The sequence below is a fragment of the Paenibacillus sp. 4624 genome (genome assembly GCF_050435065.1).
GTDB lineage: Bacteria > Bacillota > Bacilli > Paenibacillales > Paenibacillaceae > Paenibacillus > Paenibacillus amylolyticus_D.
This window is the reverse complement of sequence record NZ_JBNDJR010000001.1, coordinates 47,555-64,995: the sequence shown is the minus strand read 5'-3', so window position 1 is coordinate 64,995 and position 17,441 is coordinate 47,555. Positions and strand designations below refer to the sequence as shown.

The 17,441-nt window shown below is 46.3% G+C and carries 14 protein-coding genes and 1 pseudogene; 4 read left to right on the top strand and 11 right to left on the bottom strand.

Features of this window, described 5'->3' with window-relative positions; genetic code table 11:
* Window positions 1–128: 128 nt before the first annotated feature.
* The 3 genes and pseudogenes from ABIE27_RS00340 to ilvD all read left to right on the top strand — a co-directional run.
* Window positions 129–362, top strand: a pseudogene (locus tag ABIE27_RS00340) (KGG domain-containing protein); the annotation flags it as partial.
* A gap of 18 nt (window positions 363–380) precedes the next feature.
* The gene (locus ABIE27_RS00335; protein WP_429349651.1) at window positions 381–602 is read left to right on the top strand and encodes a hypothetical protein; all 222 of its coding nucleotides are present in this window, start codon (window positions 381–383) and stop codon (window positions 600–602) included.
* A gap of 87 nt (window positions 603–689) precedes the next feature.
* A complete protein-coding gene (ilvD, locus tag ABIE27_RS00330) occupies window positions 690–2,375 on the top strand; it encodes a dihydroxy-acid dehydratase (RefSeq protein ID WP_123066327.1) in 1,686 nt (561 codons plus the stop codon).
* 208 nt (window positions 2,376–2,583) lie between these two features.
* Here the strand turns inward: ilvD and ABIE27_RS00325 are convergent, their stop codons facing one another.
* On the bottom strand, window positions 2,584–4,002 hold the full coding sequence (locus ABIE27_RS00325; protein WP_429349650.1) for a polysaccharide deacetylase family protein: 1,419 nt from the start codon (window positions 4,000–4,002) through the stop codon (window positions 2,584–2,586).
* Window positions 4,003–4,174: 172 nt separating this feature from the next.
* Here ABIE27_RS00325 and ABIE27_RS00320 point away from each other — a divergent pair, with 172 nt between their 5' ends.
* Window positions 4,175–5,323 carry an AI-2E family transporter gene (locus ABIE27_RS00320; protein ID WP_123066325.1) on the top strand — a complete coding sequence of 383 codons (1,149 nt, stop codon included), beginning with the start codon at window positions 4,175–4,177 and terminating at the stop codon, window positions 5,321–5,323.
* Between the two features lie 33 nt (window positions 5,324–5,356).
* On the opposite strand, the gene ABIE27_RS00315 is transcribed toward ABIE27_RS00320, so the two are convergent.
* From ABIE27_RS00315 to alaS, 10 genes are all read right to left on the bottom strand, one after another.
* Window positions 5,357–7,150, bottom strand: a complete 1,794-nt coding sequence (locus ABIE27_RS00315; protein WP_345789276.1) for a peptidoglycan D,D-transpeptidase FtsI family protein — start codon at window positions 7,148–7,150, stop codon at window positions 5,357–5,359.
* Window positions 7,151–7,278: 128 nt separating this feature from the next.
* Window positions 7,279–9,561 (bottom strand): methyl-accepting chemotaxis protein, encoded by a 2,283-nt coding sequence (locus ABIE27_RS00310; RefSeq protein ID WP_123066324.1) that lies wholly within the window; start codon window positions 9,559–9,561, stop codon window positions 7,279–7,281.
* Window positions 9,562–9,800: 239 nt separating this feature from the next.
* Complete coding sequence (locus tag ABIE27_RS00305) at window positions 9,801–11,129, bottom strand: peptidase U32 family protein (RefSeq protein ID WP_123066323.1); 1,329 nt, start codon at window positions 11,127–11,129, stop codon at window positions 9,801–9,803.
* Between the two features lie 17 nt (window positions 11,130–11,146).
* Window positions 11,147–12,076: a peptidase U32 family protein gene (locus tag ABIE27_RS00300; protein WP_123066322.1), complete on the bottom strand. Its 930-nt coding sequence runs from the start codon at window positions 12,074–12,076 to the stop codon at window positions 11,147–11,149.
* Between the two features lie 14 nt (window positions 12,077–12,090).
* On the bottom strand, window positions 12,091–13,131 hold the full coding sequence (mltG, locus tag ABIE27_RS00295; RefSeq protein WP_275670050.1) for an endolytic transglycosylase MltG: 1,041 nt from the start codon (window positions 13,129–13,131) through the stop codon (window positions 12,091–12,093).
* Window positions 13,132–13,206: 75 nt separating this feature from the next.
* Complete coding sequence (locus ABIE27_RS00290) at window positions 13,207–13,521, bottom strand: DUF1292 domain-containing protein (protein WP_090915530.1); 315 nt, start codon at window positions 13,519–13,521, stop codon at window positions 13,207–13,209.
* Window positions 13,522–13,821 carry a DUF1292 domain-containing protein gene (locus ABIE27_RS00285; protein ID WP_090915532.1) on the bottom strand — a complete coding sequence of 100 codons (300 nt, stop codon included), beginning with the start codon at window positions 13,819–13,821 and terminating at the stop codon, window positions 13,522–13,524.
* Between the two features lie 12 nt (window positions 13,822–13,833).
* Entirely contained in the window at window positions 13,834–14,250 is a 417-nt protein-coding gene (gene ruvX, locus ABIE27_RS00280; protein ID WP_240037125.1) for a Holliday junction resolvase RuvX, read from the bottom strand.
* Window positions 14,251–14,375: 125 nt separating this feature from the next.
* The gene (locus ABIE27_RS00275) at window positions 14,376–14,636 is read right to left on the bottom strand and encodes an IreB family regulatory phosphoprotein (protein ID WP_090915537.1); all 261 of its coding nucleotides are present in this window, start codon (window positions 14,634–14,636) and stop codon (window positions 14,376–14,378) included.
* Window positions 14,637–14,765: 129 nt separating this feature from the next.
* Window positions 14,766–17,387 (bottom strand): alanine--tRNA ligase, encoded by a 2,622-nt coding sequence (alaS, locus tag ABIE27_RS00270; protein WP_123066320.1) that lies wholly within the window; start codon window positions 17,385–17,387, stop codon window positions 14,766–14,768.
* Window positions 17,388–17,441: the final 54 nt, after the last annotated feature.

The following is a 17,441-nucleotide window of genomic DNA, read 5'->3' as shown; positions in this document are numbered from 1 at the left end:
CTCACGCCTAATATCCAACTGTTTCCATTTTAGTTGTTTCATACTGGAAAAACCGTGGTAATTCAGCATACACGAAGCAAAAAACAACTTAACATGGTAAGGAGTGATTTGTAATGGCACGAGGGCAAATGTCAGAACGCAAAATGAGCAGAGAAGAAGCCGGACGGTTAGGCGGGAAAGCTACATCCAGAAACCATGACCGGAGCTTCTACCAGACGATTGGTAAAAAAGGCGGTGAAGCTACTTCCGACGCCCATGATGCAGATTTCTACAAGGAAATTGGACGTAAGGGCGGCGAAGCCACTTCTGAAAACCATAGCAAGGAATTTTATCGCGAAATCGGTCGCAAAGGCGGAAGTAGTTAAACTAAGCTTTTTAAAATGTCTATATCATTAAAAGCATCCCCGCTTTTCGTTGAATTCAGAAGCCAATCTCCAGGTCAATGGAATGTGGCTTCTTTTTATATGTCTATTGAATGTAGAAATATGACGATGGTTGTGATAGACTCTATAGAAAAACCGGGTGTTCACGGGTTTAAAGCAGCAAAGAAATTCACAAACTACGGGGAGCGAGACACCAGCCCACGGGTTATTTTTTTGTAGAGTACGGATGAAATTAAACGACAGATGTACTGCCATTTATTTTTCCATTCATGTTGCTCAATATTATATATTTGGGGGGAATACACCATGTCAGCCAATAAAATGCGTTCCGATATGATCAAAAAAGGGTTTGACCGCGCACCACACCGGAGTTTGCTCCGTGCAGCGGGCGTAAAAGAAGAGGATTTTGGCAAGCCGTTTATCGCGGTATGTAACTCGTACATCGATATTGTACCTGGTCATGTTCACTTGCAGGAGTTTGGTAAAATTGTTAAAGATGCCATTCGTGAAGCCGGCGGCGTTCCGTTCGAATTCAACACCATCGGGGTTGATGACGGAATTGCGATGGGACACATCGGCATGCGTTACTCCTTGCCAAGCCGTGACATTATTGCGGATTCCGTAGAAACGGTTGTATCTGCTCACTGGTTCGATGGCATGGTATGTATCCCGAACTGTGACAAAATTACACCAGGTATGATGATGGGCGCATTGCGTTGTAACATCCCTACCGTATTCGTAAGCGGTGGACCGATGAAAGCAGGCCGTGACAGCAATGGTAAAGCTCTCTCGCTGACTTCAGTATTTGAAGGCGTTGGTGCTTTCCAAGCGGGTAAAATCGACGACAAGAGCTTGCTTGAGCTTGAACAGTTCGGTTGTCCAACTTGCGGATCTTGCTCCGGTATGTTCACCGCGAACTCCATGAACTGTCTTGCAGAGGCGATGGGACTTGCAATGCCGGGTAACGGAACCATTCTGGCTGTAGCACCTGAGCGCCGCGAATTTGTTAAACAATCGGCGAAACAACTGATGGAATTGATCAAACTGGATCTGAAACCACGTGATATCGTAACTGCAGAAGCCATCGACAATGCGTTTGCTCTCGACATGGCGATGGGCGGTTCTACGAATACGGTACTTCACACATTGGCTCTGGCACACGAAGCTGGCATTGAATATCCGATTGAGCGTATCAATGAAGTTGCTAACCGCGTTCCGCATCTGGCGAAACTGGCACCTGCTTCTGACTTACACATCGAAGATGTTCACAATGCAGGTGGCGTAAGTGCGGTTCTTAATGAATTGCTTAAGAAACCAGGCGCAATCCACGCGGACTGTATTACAGTTACAGGTAAAACCATCCGTGAAAACGTAGAAGGACAAGAGATCAAAGATACAAACGTAATCCACAAGCTTGACAACCCGCACTCCGAAAAAGGCGGACTGGCTGTATTGTTCGGTAACCTTGCACCAGAAGGTGCGATCATCAAAGTTGGAGCGGTTGATGCTTCGGTTGGTGGATACCATAAAGGTCCTGCAATCTGCTTCGATTCTCAGGAACAGGCACTTGAAGGCATTGCTAACGGCAAAGTCAAAGAAGGACATGTTGTTGTCATTCGTTATGAAGGACCAAAAGGCGGACCGGGTATGCCTGAAATGCTCGCGCCAACTTCCCAGATCGTAGGTATGGGACTTGGTGCCAAAGTCGGTCTGATCACAGATGGACGTTTCTCTGGCGCATCCCGAGGAATCAGTATCGGCCACATCTCTCCAGAAGCAGCGGAAGGCGGCCCAATTGCCTTTGTTGAAGAAGGAGATATCATTGAACTCGACCTGAACAACCGCACTATTGAGTTGCAAATTAGCGAAGAAGAATTCCAAGCTCGTCGTGCGAACTGGAAAGGTTTTGAACCAAAAGTCAAAACCGGCTTGCTGGCTCGCTACTCCAAACTTGTAACCAATGCAAGCAACGGTGGCGTTCTGAAGATCTAGTTTGCATGATGAAGCCATAAATACTAAACCGAGTATATAAAAATGAAAAAGGATGCGCTTTGCCACACTGGCAAAGCGCATCCTTTTTTTGCATCGGAATTGCGTACAAACGCTCTTCTCAGAAAAATTGCGCTATTCAAATGAATAATTAAATTCGCGTATAAATCCGTTACAACATCATCATTTAATTCAGTTTTCATCAATGAATTCAATTCTGTTCCGTTAAAACCTCATTTTCTATAACAAAGGAATCGTCTTCTGCTTGTTCAGTTACACCTGAAGCGATCGTATGATGCTGCCCGTAACGTTTTAACAGTTCCTCCACCGGCATCACAATCATTTTAGGCACCAATTGATCTGTCCGCTGTTTCAAGCGTTTTTGGCCTGCTGGATGAATAACGCTAAGTAACAGCCTTAGATATAACTTGGAGGCCAGACTGAACGGGCCTGGTGCCAGCTCTTGCACAGTGAATCCAAATTTTTCAGGACCACGGTTAATCATACTCACCCCATAAAGAGCCTTTGCTGAACGTAATTCAGGATCTGTAGCAACAACCTGTGCCAGGTCTGGCAGTTGTTGTTCCATCGTACGAATCATACGAATCGCTAAGTGCATCGTTGAACGGGATGTAACACCAAGTTCGAATAATGTTTGATTGTCAAAATGTAACTCTATAATCGGATCTCCGTTCTGCATCACATAACCATGTTCCATCTCCACTCGTGCACCGTGGTACACACGGGAACGAAAATGAAGCATCGGATCTTTAGGTGAAGCGGCTCGCAGATGGTATACCCAGTGAAATAATTTTTCCCAGCCTAACCACAAAGCAACCACGGCACGTTTCCAAAGCTTTAGTTTCAAGCGTGTTTCCACTTCTCTCTTTGAAACCACTGATGACGATTCGGTAATTTCGCTACCATTCATCAACGTGTCCACACGTACACTTTCCAAGCCACGTCGCTTGGCTTCCTGCAGCACGGCCTCCAGCGCCTCAAGCATCTGCTCTGGTGCGTGTGCATCTGCTCCTAAGGTTGTGCCGCGATCATGGAGCAGCATAACCTCTCCGCCCTTTAATTTGTTCAGCATACGTTTTTTTAATTGTTCGGCACCTACACTGCATTTCCAATCCTCAAACATGGCGGACCACAGAACGATCTTACGATCTTTTTTGCTGAAAAAATCAAACAGGTTCATAATGCCCCATGGCGGACGATAATAACAAGTTTTCTCACCCGTGATTTCTTGAATGATCTGACCTGTTCGATGGATCTGATCCCGAACCGTTCGTGGACGCATCAACCAGTTTGTTTTATGAATATAATTATGAATTCCGATTAAATGGCCTTCCTCATGCATACGTCTGATTAACTCCGGATGACTTGCTGCATGCTCCCCCACAACGAAAAAAGTTGCCTTGACATTGTACTTACGTAACAGTTCAAGCAACCTGGGCGTATAAATAGGGTCAGGCCCGTCGTCAAATGTCAGGGCATAGTGTGCTTCACTTTTCCCCCTCCTGAACACACGAAATCCGAACAGTCGGCTGATCAGACTTGGAATAAAAGCATAAAAAGAGGACAGATACAATAACCACAGTAAAATACTCTGAAGCATCGTTGTCATGATGTCGATTCCCCACTTCTCCTGCTAATTTACGGCCATATGGCACTTTCTAAAATAAACCGCCTTTAATTTTATCATAGTTAGTTCTTTTATTAAATGCTGTTTCCTCAAATCCCCACTATCATGTACAATGAATACAATCTAATTTCTGCCTGTAAAGGAGTCTATGTCCATGTTGCCGCTTTATAAAAAGTATGGGCGCACCGTCTTTGATATCGCTCTGCTTGTGTTAACCGTGTATGTGATCATGTTTGCCTTTAGTAAATTGTATCATATCGCTGCACCCGTTTTTCTTTCATTTATTGTCTTTTGGATGATTGAGCCGTTAGCCAAATTCCTTCACCGAAAAGGATTGCCCAAAACAGCCGGAACGGCCATATCCGTGTTGTTGTTTCTCGGGCTCATTGTGGCTGCCTTCTTTGGTCTAGGCTTTTTTATCATTTCACAGATTTCCGATCTTCAGCTCAATTTCCCGGTGTATGTTGAGATGATCCAGCGTGAATTCACGGATCTGGTCTTGCTCATCCAGGACAAGTCCAATGCCCTTCCTGACGGAATACTGGATAAAGTAAACGAATATTTCGCCACACTATCCGGGATTCTTTCCCGTTGGGTCACTAGTGGAGCACAATTCATCATCGGCTTTCTCAGCTCATTCTCCACATTCATTACAAACTTCGGGATTGCGATCATTCTAGCATTTTTTCTCAGTATTGAGATTGAATCCTGGCGCAAATTTGCTCGTGCCAAAACGCCCAAAACATTAAAAACGGCGAATGAATTTATGCGCACACACGTGTTCAAAACGATCCGTTCCTATATGAAGGCACAATTGATCATGATGCTCATTACATTTGTATTGATATATGCGGGGTTATTGATTCTGGGAACCTCCAATGCCTTTACAATCGCAGCGATCTGCGCCATTTTTGATCTGGTGCCGCTACTCGGTGTCCCAGTGATATTTATTCCGTGGATTGTTTATTTGTTTATCGTAGGCAATAGTACGCTCGCCATTGGCTTGATTGTGGTTTTAGCTGTGACCATGCTAACAAGACAACTGCTTGAACCGAAAATTTCAGGGAATTCCATTGGTGTTTCCTCTGCTTATTTGATGCTTTCGTTTATGTTAATTTCCCTGTCGATCTTCGGACTCGCAGGTGTCGTGTTATCTCCTGTGCTTCTGATTTTGTTAAAAGAACTACTACAGCAAGGTTATCTGCAAAAATGGATTCATCTGCCCACTGACGAATTCGAATCGTCACCATTAGTGGTTGATCCTCCTGCCCCTGATGTTTCAGAGAGGACAGAACATCAGTAGATGACATACTCGTGATCCTCTCATGTGAACAAATCACGAGAACTCTGCCAGATAGTCCGTAATTTTGCGAAATAGAGCTGTAGCCTGATGGGAAGCTTCCGGAGAGACATTCTGTACCAACACAGCAACAGCATATCTCGGCTTCTCTACGGGCCCATATCCTATGAACCATTGGTTGTTTTTGGCTTTCCCTTTTTGTTGTACCTGAGCTGTCCCTGACTTCCCTGCGACGTGCCATCTCGCGTGTTGCAGGGATTTTCCTGTTCCCTCCCGTACTACGGTATTCATCCAGCTTAACAGCAGGTGAGCTGTGGTCGGAGAAATCTGTCCTGCTGCTGAAGGAGATGCATGCAAAGGCATATCTAACATCGTGTCTCCATCCGCGTACCTGATTCGTTGCACAAGCCGGGGAGCGTTTACCTTTCCATCATGTAACAGTGTCACAATCAAGTTCGCTGCCTGTAGCGGAGTGACCCGTACATCCCGCTGTCCAATGGCTGTCTGGATTTTGGCGCCTTCATCTGCAGACTTCACGGCTTCTGTCCGAATACGCCCCGGTTCTTCATGGTCAAAATGTTTTAAAACCGGCATCCCCGCAATATGTTGTGCCTGCCAGCCAACAGAACGTGAAAGCCCTAGGCGATCCGCAGTTTGTTCCAACTGCTCCATGTGAAGCCTACGTGCAGTTTCAGCGAAAACAACGTTACAGGACTCCGCGAATCCCTTTTCCAAATTCAATTCACCATGTCCATGCTCCTTCCAACAGGAAAGGCCATATTTTCCATAAGCTCCTTCGCAGTGAAACTTCTCATCACGAGAAACAACCTGATTTTCCAGGGCTGCTGCAGCCGTTACGATTTTGAATATAGAGCCTGGTGCAACCGCTTGTATAGCTCTGTTCCCCCAGGAGGAGTGCTGTGGATCGACATGCTGCGGTTGATAAAAGGGACGTGATACCATTGCGCGTACATCTGCATTTGCAGCATCAAGAACTACTATGGCTCCTTCCTCTAGACCGGATGCTTCTGACAATTCTTCAATGCCCTGCTGTATACGTGCATCAATGGTGGTTTCCACCACTAATGGATAGTGCGAATTTGTAGGTGCAATCACGCGCGGATCCATCTCAGGGATAACCTGTCCATTCCCTGATACCATGCGCGTTATTAACGTCGGTCCTACACCTCTTAGCAACGGCTCCAGCGTTCTTTCCAGTCCAGCTGCTCCCGATTTCATGGCAAAAGGTTGTTTTACTTCATCTTGATGCCTGTGATTTCCTCCATAAATTTCGGAATGCTCACTCAAATAACCCAGCCACTGGCTTCCACTAGCCTTCGGGAAATACCTGGTCATGACAGGATACACATCCGCTCCTTGGAGGTGCAGGTTCCGCACATTTACAACTTGAGCATCCGTTAACAAAATAGGCTCTGAACCGCCTCTAGTCCAAAGATGTGGCGTGTTCTCCTTGTGCCATTCCCTTTTTAACTGGTTCACATCTGTATGAAGGAAGGAGGCTAGTTGTTTGAGCTTGAAATCATGCTCACTTTTCCCGATGGATGGATAAAGCACCAGCCCCCATTGCATCTTCCCTGTTAATGGACGGCCGTGAACATCCGTAAACTGCCCACGTCCAGAATCCAGCATCACACCATGTTCACGTTGCAGCACTGACATCTCACGCACGGTTCGCTGAAACCCGGGCATGATTCGGTTCACTTGAACCATTTGAATCCAGCCTAGCCTCAGCACCAACACTGCGAAGAGAAGAGTAAGTCCGGCGCTAATTATGGCTATACGACGTTTCCACACAAGTTGCAACTGCACACCTGTTCCACCCTCACCTTTTTCGTGTATTATGCGTTGTCCTCTCTGGAATTATCCGGAAAGCCAAAGAAAACCTGCCTCGATGAAGAGGCAGGTTCGTTTGTAATTTGCAGCTTGTTGTCTGCTGGTTACACGGTAAAACGTGAGAGTGTTTCTTTCAGTTCAGTCGACACATTCTCCAGCTTGCCAGAGAGGCTAACGAGTTGATTACTGATGTTTTGCTGTTCACTGCTCAAAGAAGCCACTTCCTCTGAAGTTGCCGAGGACTCTTCAGCAACAGCGCTGACATTGCTCATCGCTTCAGACAAGGTTGCTTGCGATTTGCTCAACTCTCCAATGGAGCCTGTAACCATACCCAGACGTTCAACGAAAGCACCCATTTGGTCCTGTACAGAAGCAAAGATCACATTCGTATCTTTTACAGCATCCATCTGTTCCTTAAACAAAGGATATGCATCGGACAGGGCTTTTACCGTTTCATTCATCTCTGACATGATTTTGTCGGTAATCTCCCCAACCATATCAATGGACTGTCTGGACTGTGCAGCAAGTTGACGTACTTCGTCCGCTACGACCATAAAACCACGTCCAGCTGCACCAGCCCGCGCTGCTTCAATCGTTGCATTTAGAGACAAAATATTGGTCTGTTTCGTAATATTTTGCATAACATCGAGCACCTTCAATACAGAGGATGTGCTCTCTTTTAACGAATCAACTTTGTTAACCAACGCTCCAATCATTTCTTCGGTCTTCTGCGTTTTGGTCATCAACTGATTCAGATGCTGTGTTCCTGTTTGACTGGATTTTTCAACATGACGGGCAGAACTGCCCATCTCTTCATTCGCTGCAATCACACTTTCCATCTGACGAGAGATATTATCCGTCAACTCATTGCCACGTTCCGCTTCCGTTGCCAGACTACCTGCACCACCAGCAATTTCTTCAGTAGCTACAGCAATCTCAGAAGCAGATACGGCTGTTTTCTTCGAAGCATTGCTCAGTTCTGTAGCTGTATCCAATACTTCCTGTGCAGAACGATTGGTCTGCTCGACCAGCTTCGTAATTTGTTCCATCATCGTATTAAATGCAGCGGATAGTTGCCCAATCTCATCTTGGGAACTATACGGAGTTCGTACTTTCAGATTTCCTTTTGCACCCTCCTGCATCAGATCTTTCAATCCGCTGAGCGGACGAGCAATCATACGAACCATCCAGACACCGATTACCACAGCAAGGGCTGCAAATGCGAGCGCCATCCACAAGGTCATCGTTAAGATGCCTTTTGCATCTTTAACCAGCATTGAAGTTGGAACCATACCGATTAGTTTCCACGCGGATGAATCCAGCGTGCTATATACAGCCAGCATATTCGTCGACTTGCCTTCGATATCATATTCGGTATTTGTACTTCCTGCCGGTTCCTTTAAATCTTTAACAAAGGCAAGATCTGTCTCTTTTCCTGTACGCCCCGCAATGGATGATGCAACCACTTTGTTGTCGGGAGCAATCAATTGAAGCACCGCACCTGCCCCCAGATCCAGTGATTTCAGTTGCTCTTCCAGCACTTCCAGTTTCAATTCAATGATCAGTACGTAAGACTGTGTCGTACCTTGCAGGTTCTTCATAGAACGTGCAATTCGGAAAGTCGGTGTCGTACCATCCGTTTTCTCTTCTGTTGGGAGCCAGCGATATCCTCCCTGTGCAATGAGATCACTGTACCAGGCTTCCTGGCGAATGCTTCCCATCGTTGAACTGCTGTTCCCAGTTCCCATAACGGATTTTGATTCATCTGTTGGCACCAAATAAATCGCTTCCATAGATTTGTTTGTAAAAGCTACATTCGATAACTGTTTATTAATTGAACTCGAATTGACGAACGTATCATATGCTGTCAGATTCGGATCAGACATTTTTTGAAGCAATGACTGCATCTCTGGATCAAAAAAGATCTGTGTGGACGTATCCACAAAACGTTCCAAAATAATATCCAGCTTCTGCTTGGTTTGATCAATCGTTTCCTGATTTGCTCTGGATGCATTAGCCTCGATTGTATTTTTAGCCTTGGAATAGGATAATAGGCCCAGACTAATAACAACAATCATAATGGCTGCAAAAAAGATCAAAAAAAGTTTAACTCCTACAGATTTGACTGGATTCACCTTTCTAATCTGTTTGAAGGAATTGCCTCCAAGTCCTTTCCAATCACGATTCTTCAGTTGCTTCTTCAACCAATCCACTTTGATCCAATCAAACCGGATCTTACTGCGATCAAATTTGAAAGGTTTTTTATGTATCCCTTCTTTTTTGATTTTGACCGGTTTAATTTTTTTTACATTCTGTGTCTTATCAGGCTTAGCCTGCTCGGGTTGTGTAATGTGTTCCCCACTGTCTTTATCCTTCTTTTGTACCATCCCAATCACCTGCCAGTAATTTTCTTGTTAGATTTTTCAATCTCTCCCCTATAAATATGTAGTATTCGACAGCTTTCCTGCTTTCCCTCCAATTCCTCAGAAATATATTACAACTTTTTTCCTATTTTTCTATAAAAAAAAGACCCCCATATACCGATATACGGAGGTCCATTTCTGCACTTTATAACACAAATTTGTGATTCATTAACATTATGTTGTTTCACACTAGGTAAATAAGCCTACTTCTTTTTTCTCATCATGTCAAAGTAAGAGACTGGCTGATCGACTTTCATCTTCACCAGCTGCAACGGATGTCTGGCAGCATCAAGAATATTGCCTTGTTCATCCTGAATTTCACCTACCACTTGTTTGAAAAAAGTACCTTTGGGACCGAAGAACTCGATTTCCTGTCCCGGCTTAAAGTGATTACGCTGCTGAATCGTTGCCATGCCCGTTTCTTCATCATATCCCATAACCAGACCAGCAAAGTCGTAAGGCACTGCTTTCTCTTCCGGCTCATAGATATGATCTTCATGATCAGGCGTATCGTAGAAGAAACCGGTATTCAGCGGCCGGTTCGCCGCTTTATTCATTTCTTCCACCCACTCCGGTTTAAGCACATAATTTTCAGGATCAGCCATGTAAGAGTCAATAGCCTGACGATATACGTTCACAACAGTCGCAACGTAGTGAATCGATTTCATCCGTCCTTCGATTTTGAAGCTGTCTACACCCACATCAATCAATTCCGGGATATGACCGATCATGCACAGGTCTTTCGAGCCCATGGAGAAAGAATTATCCTGTTCCTGGAACAAAGGCAGTTGATTATCTCCCAGTTTAAAGGGTGCAGGAGCCTTCATCTGCATTTCCTCTTCGCTTACCCAGACCGTATCTTCTCTCGCATCTTCAAACAGATCATACTTCCAGCGACAAGACTGACAGCAACCTCCACGGTTGGAGTCTCGGTCTGTAAAATGGTTAGACAATACACAACGTCCCGAATAGGAGGAACACATCGCTCCGTGAATGAAGGCCTCAATCTCGATATCCACATTCGCCTTGATCTCTTCAATCTCTTCAAAGCTTGTCTCACGACCAAGCACAACCCGTGGCAGTCCTTCGTCCTTCCAGAACTTCACGGCTTGCCAGTTCAATGTGGATTGTTGTGTGCTAAGATGCACTTCCAGGCCCGGTACTGCACGCAAAGCCACTTCAATGATAGCCGGATCGGCAACAATAACCGCGGAGATGCCTGCATCATACAGGTTCTGCAAGTACTCTTCAATACCTGCCACATCTTCGTTATGGGCATAGATATTCGTTGCTACGAATACTTTAGCTCCATATTTTTTCGCAAATTCTACACCTTCACGCATTTCTTCAAAACTGAAGTTATCCGCATTCGAACGAAGTCCATAAGCCTGTCCGCCGATATATACGGCGTCAGCCCCATAGTGAATCGCAAATTTTAATTTTTCCAGATTTCCCGCCGGAGCCAAGAGCTCCGGTTTATCCAGACGGTTACGTTTACCAGAAAACTTCCGTTTGACCGCCACTGTTTCCATCTTGTTCACCTCGTCTATTAATACACTTGTTCTTTATAGAAAAATCCAAATGACAATTCCCGCTCAGGGTCCTGCAGCTCACGAACCTCACGCAACCATTCTTCGTCATATGCATAAGCCTCTGCGTCTGCTTCATACAGATCTATTGCTTTACGGTAAGCACGAATGACCGCTTCGTTGTATGCCAAGGGCTTGAGGATTCCCTCCACTTTGAAGCTGTGTACACCTGCCTCCATCATCAGATGAAGATCTTCCAAAATGCAAATGTCCTCAGAACTCATAATATGCGTCCCATTGATGTCCTCATAGATCGGAAACTTCTCATCCCGTCGCTCCGCTTCAATCAGGAACAAACCGCGTTCCTTACCGAGATTTCCCTCCACAGGACGTCCTTGATGAGCCATGTAACTCTGAACCAGGCTGCGCTTGGAGTGATAAATATTGGTCATGCCATGAACCTGCACCTGCGCCTCCACTTTTAAAAATGGAACCATCTCCGTAATTTCGTCCATGTTCAACTCACGGGCAAGGACAACGCGGCTGGCCCCTTTGGTTCCCCAGTAGTTAGCTGTTGCATAGTTTGTGGACGTCATCTCTGCATTCCAATGCAAATGAATATGCGGTGCATGCTCCTTAATCGCTGCCAGTACGGATGGATCGTTAAACTCGACCGCGTGCACGCCAATTCGGCCCAAAGCTTGCACATATTCAGGCAATTCTTTCAATAATTCATTCGACATCAGGTTGTTCATAGAAACAATAATCCGAGCCTCATGTTTGGCAGCCATGGCCGCCACCTCTGCAGTCTCGTCCAGGCTAAAGTTGCCCGGCAGACGCATGCCAAAGCGATCATCCCCAATTAATAAAGCGTCAGCTCCGGCTTGAAGCAATGCTTCTGCTTCTCTTACATTTGCTGCTGTCACGAGCAGTTCATGTTTTGTACTCATCTAATCCCCTCCGCTTATTGCGCAGCCTTACTTTTGGCTATATTTTGCTGATGTTCCTTGTATGTCTTGGCAAACAGATGCCCTGAAGTTCCATCCTTTTTCGTTACATAAAACAGATATTCCGAAGCTTCCGGATTCAATGCTGCCTTGATGGACGCAAGACTCGGACTGGCAATCGGGCCAGGTGGTAGACCCTTGTTTAAGTACGTATTATACGGACTTTGTACCTTAAGGTCCTTAAACAACAACCTTGCCTTCGGTTTATCAAGCAAATACTGCACCGTAGCATCGATCTCCAGCTTCATATCTTTATTAATCCGATTATAGATTACCCCTGCTACCAGTGCACGTTCCTGATCTACGACAACTTCCCGTTCCACCAGCGATGCAATCGTCAGCAGTTCATGCAACGAAAGTTTCTTTTCATCAAGTCCCGCTTGCAAATCTGGAATGGAATTCACTTTCGTCTGAAACTCTTCCAGCATTCGCTGCATCACATCATGCGTGTTGCTGCCTTTTTTCATTTCGTAGGTTTCAGGGAAAAGATAACCTTCCAGCACATATCTCAATTCTTCATCCACCGGGATGCTTTTGATGATATCCACATCGAAGGCTGAAGGATCATTGGCCAGCTTAAGGAACTCCTTTTTATCCACAATACCCTCAGCTGAAAGCTTGTCCGCCATCTGTAAAACGGTGTAACCTTCCGGGATCGTAAACTTCACCATCTCCTCAGGGACAACCTCGCCGCTACTCAGTTTGTGAATGATCTCATCGTACGTCACACCTGGGTTCATGGCATATTTACCCGCCATAAAATTACTGCCCAGCTTCTTCCACTTTAAATAACCTTTGAACACCAGACTGTTTCGGATAAGTCCTTCCCGCTGCAGCTGATCCGCAATTTGGGATATACCCGAGCCGCTCTTGATTTCAAATACGACTGGCTCAGAAGAAGCTTCAACCGGACGCATCATGTTCCATACATACCCGCCAGCTCCTCCGGCCAGAATGAGCAGTACGAGCAGTAAGATCCCTATGACTTTGCCTTTCAACAGAGACACAACTCCTTTACACAACCAAAAAGAGCGGACTTCTCCGCCCTTCCGGTTTTTTCAATTTGAAGCTGATTAATCCTCGTCAATCGGGAGTGTGCACTCATCATAGAGCTCCGAGATGCTCTCCCACTCATCGTCATCATCAATCGTAACTAATTCGGGCATGATCTGGTCCTCGCTGCCAGGTACAACCCGTAGCAGTTCAACCTCATCATACGGACGCAATGAACTGCGGAGCACCGCGTACTGTTGCCCATGTACCTCAAATTCAGCGAGCAATTCATACGGATGTGATTTACCGTTCTCTTCCTCGAGCTCCACATGAGCACCGAATGCCAGACGCAGCGAATCTGTCCATTTCAGGTCTTTGCGATTATATTCCGTCATTTAGTTCGCTTCCTCTTCATCTTCAGCAAGAAATGTATTAAAGGTCTCCTCGACGATATCCCACTCGGCATCATCTTGGATCACAAAAAGTTTGATATCATCGCCATCTTCTTCATAACGGAATGCATACACATCCGTCTCGCCATCTTCAGGTTCAACCGGAGCAACCATCATATACTTGGCCTCCGAACCGTCCACTTCGAATTTCATGATGACTTCGAATTCCTCTTCGTTACCCTCGTCATCTGCAATGTAAATGATCTCAGCTTCTTCTTCCATACCCAGTTGATCTTCAGCCATTGTTGATCCCCCTCACCTTGTACTATTGGCATCCAAATAATTTTGCAAAATCAGGCTTGCGGCCATTTTATCCACAACCTGTTTGCGTTTTTTGCGACTGACATCCGCTTCAATCAGCGTACGTTCGGCTGCCATCGTTGTCAGCCGTTCATCCCAAAGGTGAACAGGTAAATTCAGTTCGCCCCGCAGGCGTTCAGCGAAAGCAATACATATTTCACCACGCGGCCCTACGGTGCCGTTCATGTTTTTGGGGAGTCCAACCACAATTTCGGTGATCTCGTGCTCACGCACCAGTTCAGCAATTCGTGTGAACTCACCTTCATCCCGGCGGCGTTCAAGCACTTCCAATCCCTGGGCAGTCCAACCGAAGGCGTCACTCACGGCAACCCCGATTCTGCGGTCCCCATAGTCCAAACCTAATTTTTTCATCATGCTCTCCCATCCTGCAGCCTGTTCAGAACGATATGCAATCGTCTGTGCAGACTTCAGTCTGTCTTCTGTCGGTTCATTGCCCGTTTGCCTGCACGGCTGCAGACAAACGGAAGTGGCGTATATTACCGGTGATTGGCCAGATAGGAACGAACAAGCTCTTCAATCAGCTCATCGCGCTCCTTTTTCCGGACCAGACTGCGTGCGTTGTTGTGACGCGGAATATACGCGGGGTCGCCGGATATCAGATATCCAACGATCTGGTTAATGGGATTATACTCTTTATCGACCAGTGCGTCATATACCGTGAGAAGAATCTCTTGTGAAGATGCCTCCTGTTCGTCACCTTTCACATTAAATTTAACCGTCTTATCCATGGAGTCCATTGATGACACCTCGCTCCTGCATGAACATGGGGACCATGTCCTGCCGAATTGATTTCTGTTTATATAATAACATATTCTGACTGCCACAAGTACACAAAGGATAAGGCAATTGTGTTTTTTGCTTGTCCTTTACTGGCTGACAATGGAAATTGCCAGTTTCAGTGCTTCATCCAGCTTACTTGCGTCCTTGCCTCCGGCCTGAGCCATATCCGGACGTCCGCCGCCGCCGCCGCCGCATACTGCAGCAACTTCCTTCACAATCTTGCCGGCGTGCAGACCTTGTTTTACCTGCTCGGCAGGTACTGCGACTACAAAATTCACTTTGCCATCAGCCGGCGCGCCGAGTACGAGAACTGCATCTGGCAGTTTTACTTTCAGCTCATCTGCAACGGTACGAAGTGCATCCATATTCGGTGCATCTACACGAGCGGCCAGCAATTGCGTATTACCTGCTTGTACCACCTGATCCGTCAGCTGACCTGCTTCCATCGCACTGAGTTTGCTTTGCAGCGATTCAGTCTCTCTCGCAGCTTCTTTCAGTTGCTGATTCAGACCTTCAATCCGCTTCGGCACATCCGCTACATTCGCTTTAAGAAGGGTTGCGGACTGTTTAAGCAGTTCCAACTGGCTTTCCACATACAGATAAGCACCGCGGCCTGTTACAGCTTCGATCCGGCGTACACCGGAGCCGATTCCACTTTCGCTTACCAGTTTGAAAATACCAATCTCTGAAGTATTATTTACGTGACAGCCGCCACAAAGTTCCAAACTGTAATCTCCAATTTGCACGACGCGCACGATATCTCCATATTTTTCGCCGAAAAGAGCCATAGCTCCCATTTCCTTCGCTTCATCGATGCCTTTCAGCTCAATGTTTACGTTCAGACGATTCCAGATCTGCTCATTCACTTGGCGTTCAATTTCGGTCAACTCTTCTGGTGTGATACTGCCGAAGTGAGAGAAGTCAAAACGCAGACGCTGCGGTTCCACCAAGGAACCAGCCTGATTAACATGGGTACCCAGCACATCTTTCAATGCTTTGTGCAGCAAGTGTGTTGCCGTATGGTTTTTAATGATGTCTCCGCGTTTGGTTGCATCCACTTCTGCTTGAATGACATCGCCCACACGAAGCTCACCAGACTGAATCGTCACCACATGCACATGCTGCCCTTGCGGAGCCTTGAACAGACCTTGAACAGTTGCTACCGCACTTGCACTGCGAAGCAAGCCTTGGTCACTGACTTGACCACCGCTTTCTGCATAAAATGGGGTTTGATCCAGAATAACTTGAGCAGTCTGCCCTTCTCCTACAGAATCTGCAAGAGCATCTCCTGTAACAATCGCTACCACTTTTGCTTCCGTCAACAGGTCAGTATATCCAACAAACTCGCTTTTAACCTCCAGGTCAGCAAGCGGTCCGCCTTGAATCTTCATGCTTTCATTCTCTTGACGCCCTGCACGTGCACGATCACGTTGCTCTTGCATGGATGCATCGAAGCCCTCACGATCTACGGTCAGACCATGTTCAGACGCGTAATCCTCAGTCAAGTCAAACGGGAATCCGTACGTATCGTATAGTTTGAATGCCTCCGGTCCGCTAATCACTGTGCGTCCTTCGGATTTGGCTGTAGCACTGATATCAGCCAGAATGGCAAGTCCGTCTGACAACGTTTCGTGGAAACGTTCTTCCTCGGTTTTAATCACTTTAGCAATAAACTCCTGCTTGTCCACCACTTCTGGATAGTACATTCCCATCACTTCACCAACAGTAGTTGTCAGTTCATACAGGAACGGACGATCCAGACCCAACACTTTACCGTAACGAACGGCACGGCGCAGCAAACGGCGAATAACGTATCCACGGCCTTCATTGCTTGGCAGTACCCCATCACCTACAGCAAATGCCACCGTACGGATATGATCGGCAATGACTTTGAGCGCAACATCGATCTCAACACTGTCGTTATATTTTACGCCCGCAAGCGCAGCCGTTTTCTGAATCATCGGTTGGAACAAGTCGGTGTCAAAGTTGGAATCTACATTTTGCAGAATGGAAGCAAAACGCTCCAGCCCCGCACCTGTATCAATATTTTTGTTCGGAAGCGGTGTGTAGCTACCGTCTTTGTTATGGTTAAATTGAGAGAATACGAGGTTCCACACTTCCAAATAACGCTCGTTCTCTCCGCCTGGGTACATTTCAGGATCGTTCATATCGTTACCGTAAGCTTCCCCACGGTCATAGAAGATTTCGGTACAAGGACCGCATGGGCCTTCACCGATATCCCAGAAGTTTTCGTCCAGCTTAATGATACGTTCAGCTGGCAGTCCAATTTTTTCATTCCACAGCTTGAAGGCTTCTTCATCTTCCGGGTATACGGTAACGGACAGGCGATCCGGATCAAATCCGATCCACTCTTTGCTCGTTAGGAATTCCCAAGCCCAGGTAATCGTTTCTTCTTTGAAGTAATCACCGATAGAGAAGTTGCCGAGCATTTCAAAGAACGTATGGTGACGGCGCGTTTTGCCGACATTCTCGATATCGTTGGTACGGATACATTTTTGCGAATTCGCCAGGCGTGGGTTCTCCGGCTTCTCCCGTCCGTCAAAGTAAGGTTTCAGCGGTGCCATACCCGCATTAATCCACAGCAGGGAAGGGTCATTGTGTGGCACGAGCGACGCACTCGGTTCAATTTTGTGGCCTTTACTTGCAAAAAACTCGATCCATTTCGAACGGATTTCACTAGCTTTCATACTGGTTGCCCCCATCAAATTATAAGTTCCGCAGCGAGATCGCCCCGGTTGGTT

Coding starts and splice junctions, on each gene's coding strand:
- ABIE27_RS00300 (WP_123066322.1), bottom strand. CDS start 12,076: ATGAGTACAAAACATGAACTGCTCGTGACAGCAGCAAATGTAAGAGAA.
- ABIE27_RS00335 (WP_429349651.1), top strand. CDS start 381: ATGTCTATATCATTAAAAGCATCCCCGCTTTTCGTTGAATTCAGAAGC.
- ABIE27_RS00290 (WP_090915530.1), bottom strand. CDS start 13,521: ATGACGGAATATAATCGCAAAGACCTGAAATGGACAGATTCGCTGCGT.
- ABIE27_RS00275 (WP_090915537.1), bottom strand. CDS start 14,636: ATGGACTCCATGGATAAGACGGTTAAATTTAATGTGAAAGGTGACGAA.
- ABIE27_RS00320 (WP_123066325.1), top strand. CDS start 4,175: ATGTTGCCGCTTTATAAAAAGTATGGGCGCACCGTCTTTGATATCGCT.
- ABIE27_RS00310 (WP_123066324.1), bottom strand. CDS start 9,561: ATGGTACAAAAGAAGGATAAAGACAGTGGGGAACACATTACACAACCC.
- ABIE27_RS00305 (WP_123066323.1), bottom strand. CDS start 11,129: ATGGAAACAGTGGCGGTCAAACGGAAGTTTTCTGGTAAACGTAACCGT.
- ABIE27_RS00285 (WP_090915532.1), bottom strand. CDS start 13,821: ATGGCTGAAGATCAACTGGGTATGGAAGAAGAAGCTGAGATCATTTAC.
- ruvX (WP_240037125.1), bottom strand. CDS start 14,250: ATGAAAAAATTAGGTTTGGACTATGGGGACCGCAGAATCGGGGTTGCC.
- alaS (WP_123066320.1), bottom strand. CDS start 17,387: ATGAAAGCTAGTGAAATCCGTTCGAAATGGATCGAGTTTTTTGCAAGT.
- ABIE27_RS00325 (WP_429349650.1), bottom strand. CDS start 4,002: ATGACAACGATGCTTCAGAGTATTTTACTGTGGTTATTGTATCTGTCC.
- ilvD (WP_123066327.1), top strand. CDS start 690: ATGTCAGCCAATAAAATGCGTTCCGATATGATCAAAAAAGGGTTTGAC.